Source organism: Kitasatospora sp. MBT63 (genome assembly GCF_000710465.2).
In the GTDB taxonomy this organism is placed as follows: Bacteria; Actinomycetota; Actinomycetes; order Streptomycetales; family Streptomycetaceae; genus Kitasatospora.
The window spans coordinates 1-11,220 of the sequence record NZ_JAIZ01000231.1; the positions used below are offsets into that span (position 1 = coordinate 1).

Genomic DNA, 11,220 nt, shown 5'->3' on the forward strand with positions numbered 1-11,220 from the left:
TCGGCGGCGGTGGTCGCGGCGCTGCGGGAGGTGCTCGGCCCGCAGGGCACCCTGGTGGTGTACACCGCGACGCCGGAGAACTCCGACACCTCACCGCTGGACGCCGCCCGGACCGGCGGTCTGGACCCGGAGCGGCTGCGGGCGTTCCGGGCCGCGATGCCGCCGTTCGACCGGGACACCACGCCCGCCTCGCCGAGCATGGGCCGGATCGCGGAGGAGGTCCGCACCACGCCGGGCGCGGTGCGCAGCGCCCATCCGCAGACCTCGTTCACGGCGCTGGGGCCCAAGGCCGGGCTGCTGACGGCCGGGCACGAGCTGCGCTGCCACCTCGGCGAGGACTCGCCGACCCACCGGCTGTACCAGGACGGCGCCCGGGCCCTGCTGGTGGGCGTGCCGCTGTGGTGCTGCACGCCGTTCCACCTCGCCGAGTACTGGCAGCCCGAGCAGGTGACGCAGCGCTACGGCTGCGTGGTCAGGGACGAGCGGCAGCGGCGGCAGTGGGTGCACTTCGACGCGCTGCGCCTGGAGGTGCGGCACTTCGAGGCGCTCGGCGAGGTCCTGGCCGAGGAGCTGCCGGGGGTGGTGCGGGGCCGGTTCGGCGACGCGGCGAGTTTTCTGCTGCCGATCCCCGATGCGGTCGACCACGTGAACAAATGGCTGCGTAACCGCTGGAGTTGACCCTCAGTCACGGATTGTGCGGCGCGGCCCTATTCCATTCGGGAACCTGACCTTCCTACACTGAAGTCCCTTTGTGGGGTGGCGAAGCAGCCCGGGGGCTACTGGGAGCGGGGGTGGGGCGGGGCGGCCGGCCGAGTACGCCGGTACGGTCGCGGATGCGGCCGGGCAGTCAACAGGCCGGAAGTCTCGGGGGAGGCGCGTCTTGAACAGCCAGGGGGACGGCGGCAGGGACCAGCGACCCTATTTCTTTCTCAGCTACGCGCACATTCCGCGGGCCGGGAACAGGAGTTCGGGCGACCCGAACATCTGGGTGGCCCAGCTCTACAACGACCTCTGCGAAGCCATCTTCCAGCTCACCGACGCGCCCTCCGGGCACCCGGTGGGCTTCATGGACCGCTCGATGCACCAGGGGCAGAAGTGGGCCGAGCGGCTCTCCGCCGAACTGGCCAACTGCCGGGTGTTCGTCCCGCTCTACTCGCCGCGCTACTTCGCCAGCCAGGCCTGCGGCAAGGAGTGGCAGCTGTTCAGCCAGCGCCCGGTGTACCAGCGCCGGGCCGGCGGCGAGCGGCACACCGGGATCGTCCCGGTGCTCTGGGTCGCGATGAACCACTACCCGCTGCCCCGGGTCGCCAGCGAGCTCCAGTTCAGCCACGAGAGCTTCGGCGGCGACTACGCGGCCGAGGGCCTGTACGCGCTGATGAAGATCGCCTCGTACCGGGCCCAGTACCAGAACGCGGTGTACCGGCTGGCCGAGCGGATCGTCCACGTCGCCCGGCACACCGTGATCCCGCTCGGCGAGCAGGCCGACTTCGAGTCCCAGCCCAGCGCCTTCGAGCCGCCGACGCCCACCGACCGGGTGCGGATCTCGGTCTACTCGCTGCGCCGCCGGGAACTGCCCGCCGGGCGCAGCGCCGACTGCTACGGCGCCCGCCGGCTCGACTGGCAGCCGTACCAGCCGCACTCCGCCCGTCCGCTGGCCGAGGACGCGGCCGAGGTGGCGCGCCGGATGGGCTTCGACCCGACGGTGGCCGAGTTCGAGGACGACGCGGAGCGGCTGCTGGCCGAGGAGCCGACCGGCCCGAGCGTGCTACTGGTCGACCGCTGGGCCCTGACGGATCGTCAACGAATCGGTAAGATCCGTCAGTTGGACCGCAAGAACCTGCCCTGGGTGAGCGTGCTGGAGCCGTGGAACCCGGAGGACCCGGAGTGCCGAAGAGACGAGGAGATGCTCAACGGACTGAGCGAGGAAGTGCTGCGGCTCAGCCGCGGCGCCCACCGGCCGACGCTGCGCAGCCCGGCCGGCGGCACACCCGGCAGCCTGGAGGAGTTCCGCGGCGAACTCGAACGGGCGGTCATGCAGGCCACCAACGGCTTCGAACAGCGCGGCGAGACGCGGACCCCCGGGACCGGGCCGCGCAGGCCCAGCCTCCGGCTGGGGATCCACGGCGGTGAGCCGCCGACCGGGCCGGACACCGAGGGACACGGCAGCGATGAGGACGGCGGCCTCGGGCGGGCTGCCCGTGGGGGAGGAGAGCCATGACCGAGACACCGGCCAGGGGCCTGCGGGCCACCGGTCACCGCACCGAGCGGGACTTCGACGCCAGGACAGATGACGACCGGCACGGCCGGATCGTCACCTTCTACTCGTACAAGGGCGGCACCGGGCGCACCATGGCGCTCGCCAACACGGCCTGGATCCTGGCCTCCAACGGCCACCGGGTGCTCACCGTCGACTGGGACCTCGAAGCCCCCGGCCTCGACCAGTTCTTCCGGCCGTTCCTCGACCCGGACGTGGTGGCCGGCACCACCGGCATCATGGACCTGTTCGCCGACTACCTGGAGGAGGCCCGCCGCCCGCTCGACCGAGACCCGAACTGGCACGAGGACTTCGCCCGGATCCACCCGCACGCCGTCTCGCTGGCCTGGCCGCACTTCCCCGGCGACGGCGGCCTGGACTTCGTCCCGGCCGGCCAGCTCAACCGGGACTACTCCGGCACCGGCAACCGGATCGACTGGGACCTGCTCTACGAGGCCCACAACGGCTCGGCCTTCATCGAGGCGCTGCGCCGCGACATGAAGCGCCGCTACGACTACGTCCTGATCGACAGCCGAACCGGCCTCACCGACACCGCCGACATCTGCACCGTCGAGATGCCCGACGACCTGGTGGTCTGCTTCACCCTCAGCGACCAGTCGATCGACGGCGCCTCCCGGGTCGCCCACACCATCGACAGCCTCTACGAGGCCCGCGGGATCCGGATCTTCCCGGTGCCGATGCGGATCGACGAGGGGGAGAAGGAGAAGGCGGACGCAGGCCGGGCGCTCGCCAGGATCAAGTTCGGCGGCCTGCCGGCCGGTCTCGGCGAGTCCGAACTGCTGCGCTACTGGGCCTCGGTGGAGATCCCGTACCGGCCGTTCTACGCCTACGAGGAGATCCTCGCCCCGTTCGGCGACCTGCCGCAGCAGCCCGCCTCGATCCTCGCCGCCTGCGAGCGGCTGACCGCCGAACTCACCTCCGGACAGGTCACCGGGCTGCCGCCGATGGACGAGGACCTGCGGCTGCGCAACCTCGCCGCCTTCGTCCGCCGCCGGCCGACCGCCCCCGCCGACCTCTACCTCAGCTACGTCCCGCAGGACCGGGCCTGGGCCGACTGGATCTCCGAGGTGCTCACCCGGGCCGGCTTCCGGGTGCTGTCGATGGACCTCGGCGTCGGCGCCAACCCGCGGGCCGCCGCCGAACGCGGCATCGACTCCGCCTACCGCACCGTCGCCCTGCTCTCCTCCGCCTACCTCTCCTCCCCGCAGGCCCAGGCGCTGTGGGGCCGGACCGTCAACGCCGACCCGGCCGGCGCCCGCCGCCAGATGATCCCGGTCCGGGTCGGGGACGTGCGCATCACCGCGCCGTACAACAACCGCAACCCGGTCGACCTGGTCGGCCGCGACGAGGGCGAGGCCGTGCTGGCGCTGCTGCGCGCCCTCGGCCGGGCCGAGGCCGACCTCGGCGAACGCGGCAGCGACGCCCCCCGCTTCCCCGGCGCCAAGCCCGCCTACTGGTCGGTGCCGCAGCGCAACCACTCCTTCACCGGCCGCACCAAGGTGCTGGACGACCTGCGCGAACAGCTGGTCGGCGGCCCGACCGCGGTCCTGCCCACCCCGCAGACGCTCTACGGCCTCGGCGGCATCGGCAAGACCCAGGTCGCGCTGGAGTACGCGCACCGCTACATGTCGCACTACGACCTGGTCTGGTGGATCAACGCCGAGCAGACCGAGTCCGCCGCCCAGTCCTTCGCCGAACTCGCCGGCCGGCTCGGCCTGCGCACCGGCGAGAGCGTCACCGAGGCCGCCGACACCGCCCGCGACGCGCTGCGCCGCGGCTCGCCCACCTCCCGCTGGCTGCTGGTCTTCGACAACGCGGACGAGCCGGCCCGGATCCGCCCCTACTTCCCGGACGGGCCCGGCCACATCCTGGTCACCTCCCGCAACCAGGGCTGGTCCGGGCAGGCCGGGGTGCTCGGCGTCGACGTCTTCACCCGGGCCGAGAGCGTCGACCACATCACCCGGCGGGTGCGCGGCCTGACCCGGCAGGAGGCCGACCGGGTCGCCGAGGCGCTCGGCGACCTGCCGCTCGCGGTGGAGGTCGCCGCCGCCTGGCTGGAGACCACCCGCACCCCGGTCGACACCTACGTCGCCCAGCTCCAGGCCGAGGCGACCAAGGTGCTGGCGGCCGGCGAGACCCCCGCCGACTACCCGACCCCGGTCGGCCTGACCTGGAACGTCTCGATCGCCCGGCTGCGCGAGCAGTCCCCGGCCGCGGTCCGGCTGCTGGAGCTGTCCGCGTTCTTCGCACCCGAACCGATCTCGCTCAAGCACTTCTTCTACAGCGAGCGGATGCGCCGGGCCCTGGAACCCTTCGACCCCGAGCTCACCGACAGCTTCATGCTCGGCAAGGTGATCCGCGCGGTCAGCCGCTACGCCCTCGCCAAGACCGACGCCGGCAGCTTCCAGGTCCACCGGCTGGTCCAGGCGGTGGTCCGCAGCGGCATGTCGCAGGCCGAGCAGAACAGCGCCATGCACGAGGTGCACCGCATCCTGGCCGCCGCCCGCCCGCAGCTCGGCGACACCGACAACCCGGAGAACTGGCCCACCCTGGAGAAGATCTGGCCGCACCTCGGCCCCTCCCGGGCCCAGGACTGCGACGAGCGCGAGGTCCGCGAGCTGCTCATCGACCGCGTCCGCTACCTGTGGAAGACCGTCGACCTCGACCAGGCCCTGCAGCTCGCCCGCCAGCTCGACCAGGCCTGGGCCGAACGCTACGAGGACGAGGCCGACCCCGGCGAGCGCCGCTTCCTGCTCCGCCAGATCCTCAGCCTGCGCTTCAACCTGGCCAACGTGCTGCGCTCCAAGGGCTCGTACAACGCCGCCCTGGAACTCGACCAGGCCACCCTGGAGGGGCAGCGCGAACTGCTCGGCGAGCACAACGCGTTCACCCTGATGACCGCCAACTCGATGGGCGCCGACCTGCGGTACCTCAACCGCTTCCAGGACGCGCTCACCCTCGACCTGGAGACCTACAACCAGTTCGTCGAGCTGTTCGGCGAGGACGACGGCCGCACCCTGTCGGTCGCCAACAACCTCGCCATCGACCACCGCATGGTCGGCAACAGCCGGGCCGCCCGCGACCTCGACCAGGACACCTTCGAACGCCGCTCCGCCGTGCTCGGCCCCACCCACCCGTACACCCTCACCACCAAGGCCAACCTGGCCCGCGACCTGCGCGAGATGGGCGACTACAAGGGCTCCGCCGAACTGCTGCGCGAGGTCACCGACGTGTTCACCGAGATCCTCGGCCCCGACCTGCCGGAGACCCTGCGCAACGCCAAGTCGCTGGCCGTCTCGATGCGCCGGGCCGGGGAGACCGCCAAGGCCCGCGAACTCACCGAACAGACCTACCAGCGCTACGTCGAGCGGTACGGCACCGACAACCCCGAGGCACTCGCCTGCCAGCTCAACCTGGCCGCCGACCACAGCGCCGCCGGCGACAAGGAGACCGCCCGCGACATCGCCACCGCCGCCTACGAGGGGCACCGCCGGCTGCTCGGCGACGACCACCCGTTCACCCTGGCCTGCGAGAACAACCTGGCCATCTACCTGCGCGGCAGCGACGACGTGGCCGGTGCCGTCCGGCACGGCGAACAGGCCGTGACCGGACTGTCCCGGGTGCTCGACCCCGACCACCCCTACACCCTCAACGCCATGATCAACCTGGCCAACGCCTACGCCGACAGCGGCCAGCTCCAGCGCGCCGAGGAACTCGGCCGCACCGCCCACGCCGGCCTGGTCAACCGCTACGGCCCCACCCACCCCGACGCCGTGGTCTGCCAGGTCAACCTGGCCACCACGCTCGCCGAGGCGGGCCGCCAACGGGAGGCGGACGCCCTGCGCAAGCAGGCGCTGACGGTGCTGCTGGACCTCTTCGACGAGAACCACCCCACCGTGTTCGCCGCCCGCGAGGGACACCGGATCAACCGCGACCTGGAACCCCAGCCGCTGTGATCCGCCACCGGGTCGGCCCCCGGGCGTGACCGGCCGTCAGGCCCGCGGGCGGTGTAGCCTGCGGGCCTGATGACCGACACCACCGTGCCCCCCGTCCTCGTCACCCGGCGGCTCGCCGACGGCGTGCTGGAGCGGCTGGCGCCGTCCGCCGCGTACACCCTGCACGACAGCGAGCAGCCGATGACCCGGGCCGGGCTGCTGGCCGCGCTGCCCGGCCGGCGGGCCGTGATCACCACCCTGGACGACCGGGTGGACGAGGAGTTCCTGGACGCCGCCGGGCCCTGCCTGCGGATCGTCGCCAACCACGCAGTCGGCACCCACAACATCGACCTGGCCGCCTGCGCCGCGCGCGGCGTCCCGGTCAGCAACACCCCCGGCGTCCTCACCGACGCCACCGCCGACCTCGCCTGGGCCCTGCTGCTGGCCGCCACCCGCCGCCTCGGCGAGGGCGAACGCCTGCTGCGCTCCGGCCGGCCGTGGGCCTGGGCCCCCACCTTCATGCTCGGCCTGGAGCTGACCGGCACCCCGCTCGGCATCCTCGGGATGGGCCGGATCGGCCGCGCGGTGGCCCGCCGCGCGGCCGGCTTCGGCATGCCGGTCGGCTACCACAACCGCACCCCGCTGCCGCCCGGCGAGGCCGAGGGCGCCGACTGGCGGCCGCTGGACGACCTGCTCGCCGCCTCCCCGGTGCTGGTGGTCACCTGCCCGCTCACCACGGCCACCCGGCACCTGCTGGACGCCGAGCGGATCGCCCGGATGCCGGCCGGCTCGGTCCTGGTCAGCATGACCGCCGGGGTGGTCGACGAGGCCGCGCTGGCCGCCGCCCTGGACTCCGGCCACCTGTTCGCCGCCGCCGTCGACAACTTCGAGCACGAGCCCGCCGTCCACCCCGCGCTGCTCGCCCAGGAACGGGCCGTCCTGGTCCCGCACCTGGGCAGCGCGACCGTCCGCACCCGGCAGGCCATGGGCGGCCTCGCCGTCGACAACGTGCTCGCCGTCCTGGCCGGCGCGGAGCCGCTCACCCCGGCCCGCTGAGCCCCGGGGTGCCGGACCGGTCTCCCCGCGCTCAGTCGGCCAGCCACTTCAGCGTCGAGGTGATCTCCTCGAACGCGCCGAAGTGCGCGGCGCCCGGCTCCAGGTACAGCTCGGCGCCGGGGATGTTGTCGGCCAGCCAGTGCGAGTGGTCCACCGGCGAGAACTGGTCGTCCGCGCCGTGCCACAGCCGCACCGGCACCCGGATGTCCTCCACCCGGAAACCCCAGTCCGTGGTGAACGCCAGCACGTCGTCGATCCAGCCGAAGGCGCCGTACCGGAACGCCTGCCGGTAGGTGCTCAGCAGCATCCGGCGGATCCCCGGATCCGTCACCACCGAGCGGTCGGTGGGCGGCAGCTCCGGCACCAGATCCTTGATCAACTGGACCGGGTCCCGCCGGATCACCCGCGACCGCAGCTGGAACGTGTCCGCGATCCGCAGCAACCCGCGCTCCGCCTGCCGGTACTCCCGCACATTGGACGCGGTCATCCCGCCGTACCAGTCCAGCCCCTCCGCGTTGCGCGGTGCCAGGCTCACCAGCGCCGCCACCCGGGTCACCCGGTCCGGCAGCAGCGCCGCGCAGGCCAGCGCGTGCGGCCCGCCGCCGGAACGCCCGGCGACCGCGAACCGGCCCAGGCCCAGGTCCTCCGCGATGGCCAACACGTCCTCCGCCGCCGCCGCCACCCGCCGCCCCGGCAGCCGGTCCGAGTAGCCGTACCCCGGGCGGTCGAACGAGATCAGCCGCACCCCCATCCGGGACAGCACACTGCTGCGCGGGGCGGGCCCCACCCGGCTGCCCGGCGTCCCGTGCAGCAGGAACACCGGACACCCCTGCTGGTCCCCGGAGACCTCCACCGCCAGCGCACGCCCGCCCGGTGCCTCGACCGTCCGTGCCACCACCGGTTGCCTCCAGATCCTTCGCCGAACAGGTCGCCCGACGGGCAGGCCGCCCGCCGAACAGTCGTCCCGAACAGTCGTCCCGAACGGTCGTCGTCCCGAACAGGTCGCCCGCGCAGCAGGCCGGGGGCCGGGCCCCCGGTCAGCCGCCGGCGTCCAGACCCCGCACCTCGCGCCGCGCCTGCCAGGTGGTGTGCTCCCGCGAGATGGCGTCCTCCGCGTCCCGGGCCAGCCGCGCCCAGTAGTCCTCGGCCTGGTCGGAGTCCAGCTTCAGCTGGGTGAGCTGGGCCTCCACCTTGGCCAGCTCGTCCGCGGCCAGCCCGTACGCCGCCGCCTGCGGCCGGTACTGCCGCAGCTGCGCCCACGCGGACACCGAGGCGGCGACCGCCGACACCGTGCCCAGCGCGTCGTAGCTGAACCAGCCCAGCGCCCGCAGCACCGCCAGCGCCAGCCCCAGCAGCGGCAGCACGATCGCCAGCCGCCCGGCCCGCCGGGCCGCGTTGCGGCAGCGCTGCGCCTTGGCCCGGTACCACTCGCGCTGCGCGTGCACCCGCTCCCGCAGGTAGATCTCGCGGCGCACCTCCAGCGGCTGGCCGCGCAGCCTGGTCATCATCTCGGTGATCTGAGGGTGCCGGGCCGGCTCCCGCCAGGTCTGCAGGTCGGCCTCCATCCGGGACATGTCCGGGATCACCTGCTGGGTCTCGAACTCACCCAGGATCGCCTTGAGCTGCACGTCGTACAGCCGCTCGGCGTCCGGCAGCTTCTTGGGCGGCGGCTGGTAGGCGTCGGCCTGCACCGCGTACTTCCAGCAGAGCGTCTTCACCGACTCGGCGATGGCCCGGCCGTCGTACCAGAGCCGCTGCGGGTTCTGCCGGGCCGCCACCGTCGCCATCGCCAGCGTCAGCAGGTAGGCGAAGGCGGCCGTCCAGGCCCACAGCCGGCCGTCGGCCGAGCCGGTGGCCGCCGCGACCACCAGCAGCACCAGCTCCCAGCGGGACAGTGCCACCGAGCGCCGCTGCCCCTGCAGCGAGGCGGAGTCCGAGGCCCAGAACATCTCCGGCAGCAGTTCGTCCTCGCGCACCCAGCCGATCGATCGCGCCGCCCCCGTTGCCATCCCGCCCCCCGGCCGCAGTGTCGCCCGTCGGTCCCTCGACCCGAACAGCTGGATACTGCCCGGGCCCGGGCCCCGGTACGCCTCGGTAACCGGACATCGGGGTCAACGGCTGGTGCAGGAGCGGGGGTTGGGGTCAGTACGCGTACAGGATCCGGTCCGCGTTGTCCGCCATCACCTTGGCGTTCCACTCGGTGCCGCCGTCCACGTTGCCCGAGCGGAACAGCGGCGGGGGGATCCCGGCCTCGGCCAGCCGCCCCACCGCCGAGGCCACCACGGCCTGCATCAGCGCGCTGGTGACGATGGTGGAGACCGAGCCGAACGGCACCCCGGCCGCGGGGTGCGCCAGCTCGCCGTCCCCGACCGCGATCTTGCTGTCCAGCACCACGTCGCAGTTGTCCTTCAGGAACGTCCCCGAGGGGTGGTTGGAGGAGACCTCGCCCGGATACGCCAGCGAGGTGACCCCGACCACCCGCATCCCCCGGGACCGGGCGTGCCGGGCCAGCTCCACCGGCATCACCTGGCGGCCGGAGAGCGAGATCAGGAAGAGCAGGTCCCCCTCGGCCGCCGGGGTCAGGTCCAAGGTGGCGGTGGCCAGCCCCGAGACCCGCTCCAGGGCGCTGCCCAGCGGTGCGGGCATCACGTTGACGCCGGTCATCCCTGGCACGTTCAACAGGTTGATCACCACCAGGCCGCCGGCCCGGTACACCACGTCCTGGGCGGCCAGCGAGGAGTGGCCGGCGCCGAAGGTGAAGATTCGGCGACCATCCGCCACCGCGTCGGCCAACAGCCCGGCGGCGGCCTCGATGGCCCCGGCCTCCTCCGCCCGGACCCGCTGGAGGTGGGCCACGGCGGCATCGAAATACTGTCCGACCAGGTCGGTCATCGGAACTCCAGCGGGGGCGGGGCGGCCCGGTGGTCCAGACCGCGGATGGAGAAAGATCTGGCGAGCACCGTCCTGCCTGGGGCCGCCGGCTGTCAACAGCTACCAAAAGCAGGGGGCATAGCCGCCCGGCGACATCGGTTGTCTCTCCGGTACGTCAGAATTGGCGGTGAGGACACCGAGGATTGGGAGCCAGGGGCGATGTCTGGTCTGATCGACACCACTGAGATGTACCTCCGCACCATTCTGGAGCTGGAGGAAGAAGGCATCACCCCGATGCGCGCCCGGATCGCCGAGCGGCTGGAACAGAGCGGCCCGACCGTGAGCCAGACCGTCGGCCGGATGGAGCGCGACGGCCTGCTGCAGGTCGCGGGCGACCGCCACCTGGAGCTCACCGACGAGGGCCGCCGCCTGGCCGTCCGGGTCATGCGCAAGCACCGGATCGCCGAGTGCCTGCTGGTCGACGTGATCGGCCTGGAGTGGGAGCAGGTGCACGAGGAGGCCTGTCGCTGGGAGCACGTGATGAGCGAGACGGTCGAGCGCAAGGTGCTCGCCATGCTCGGCCACCCCACCCAGTCCCCGTACGGGAACCCGATCCCGGGCCTGGACGAGCTCGGCGACACCAAGGCGGAGGGCGAGGGCTTCGACGCCGCGCTGACCACCCTGGAGGCGCTCTCGGTGGGCGACCGGACCACCCCCGTGGTGGTCCGCCGGATCGGTGAGCCGATCCAGACCGACGGCGCCCTGATGCTCACGCTGCGCCGGGCCGGGGTGCGCCCCGGGGCGACGGTGCAGGTGACGGCCGGCGTCGGCGGCGTGCTGGTCGGGGACGGGGACAACGCGGTCGAGCTGCCGAAGGAGATCGCGGGCCACGTCTTCGTGGCGGTGATCTGAGCCGGCCCCGGGCGGACGGCGGACCCCGGGCGGACGGCAGGACCTGAGCGGACGGCGGCCGCGGCGCCGGGCGCCGGTCCCGGCGGCCGGGCAGGCCGGTGGGCCCGGCGCATCCCCGTGCACCGGGCCCCTCCGCCCCGCCCCCGGTCACTCCCTGTCTTCGCAGTGCCC

The 11,220-nt window shown here is 73.2% G+C and carries 8 protein-coding genes; 5 read left to right on the forward strand and 3 right to left on the reverse strand.

What is annotated here, in order from left to right; translation table 11 throughout:
- From AA75_RS15205 to AA75_RS15220, 4 genes are all read left to right on the forward strand, one after another.
- Nucleotides 1–678: AAC(3) family N-acetyltransferase (locus AA75_RS15205; RefSeq protein ID WP_033820546.1), on the forward strand; the 678-nt coding region annotated here is incomplete at its 5' end.
- A 202-nt stretch (nt 679–880) separates the two neighbouring features.
- Nucleotides 881–2,218 carry a TIR-like protein FxsC gene (locus AA75_RS15210; protein WP_149038153.1) on the forward strand — a complete coding sequence of 446 codons (1,338 nt, stop codon included), beginning with the start codon at nt 881–883 and terminating at the stop codon, nt 2,216–2,218.
- Nucleotides 2,215–6,231 (forward strand): FxSxx-COOH system tetratricopeptide repeat protein, encoded by a 4,017-nt coding sequence (gene fxsT, locus AA75_RS15215; protein WP_082526527.1) that lies wholly within the window; start codon nt 2,215–2,217, stop codon nt 6,229–6,231. The genes AA75_RS15210 and fxsT overlap by 4 nt, the downstream gene beginning before the upstream one ends.
- A 69-nt stretch (nt 6,232–6,300) precedes the next feature.
- Nucleotides 6,301–7,266, forward strand: a complete 966-nt coding sequence (locus AA75_RS15220) for a D-glycerate dehydrogenase (RefSeq protein WP_033820547.1) — start codon at nt 6,301–6,303, stop codon at nt 7,264–7,266.
- 31 nt (nt 7,267–7,297) lie between these two features.
- Here the strand turns inward: AA75_RS15220 and AA75_RS15225 are convergent, their stop codons facing one another.
- The 3 genes from AA75_RS15225 to AA75_RS15235 form a co-directional block, all read right to left on the reverse strand.
- On the reverse strand, nt 7,298–8,161 hold the full coding sequence (locus tag AA75_RS15225; protein ID WP_033820553.1) for an alpha/beta fold hydrolase: 864 nt from the start codon (nt 8,159–8,161) through the stop codon (nt 7,298–7,300).
- A gap of 142 nt (nt 8,162–8,303) precedes the next feature.
- Complete coding sequence (locus AA75_RS15230) at nt 8,304–9,242, reverse strand: DUF4231 domain-containing protein (protein ID WP_033820548.1); 939 nt, start codon at nt 9,240–9,242, stop codon at nt 8,304–8,306.
- Between the two features lie 166 nt (nt 9,243–9,408).
- Nucleotides 9,409–10,158, reverse strand: coding sequence for a sugar isomerase domain-containing protein (locus AA75_RS15235; protein WP_033820549.1), 750 nt, complete (start codon nt 10,156–10,158; stop codon nt 9,409–9,411).
- Nucleotides 10,159–10,356: 198 nt separating this feature from the next.
- On the opposite strand from AA75_RS15235, the gene AA75_RS15240 reads away from it, so the two are divergent.
- On the forward strand, nt 10,357–11,049 hold the full coding sequence (locus AA75_RS15240; RefSeq protein ID WP_033820550.1) for a metal-dependent transcriptional regulator: 693 nt from the start codon (nt 10,357–10,359) through the stop codon (nt 11,047–11,049).
- Nucleotides 11,050–11,220 lie beyond the last annotated feature (171 nt).

What these genes read in the sequence shown, in the direction of transcription:
- AA75_RS15240 (WP_033820550.1), top strand. Translation starts at nt 10,357, where the DNA reads ATGTCTGGTCTGATCGACACCACTGAGATGTACCTCCGCACCATTCTG.
- AA75_RS15220 (WP_033820547.1), top strand. Translation starts at nt 6,301, where the DNA reads ATGACCGACACCACCGTGCCCCCCGTCCTCGTCACCCGGCGGCTCGCC.
- fxsT (WP_082526527.1), top strand. Translation starts at nt 2,215, where the DNA reads ATGACCGAGACACCGGCCAGGGGCCTGCGGGCCACCGGTCACCGCACC.
- AA75_RS15235 (WP_033820549.1), bottom strand. Translation starts at nt 10,158, where the DNA reads ATGACCGACCTGGTCGGACAGTATTTCGATGCCGCCGTGGCCCACCTC.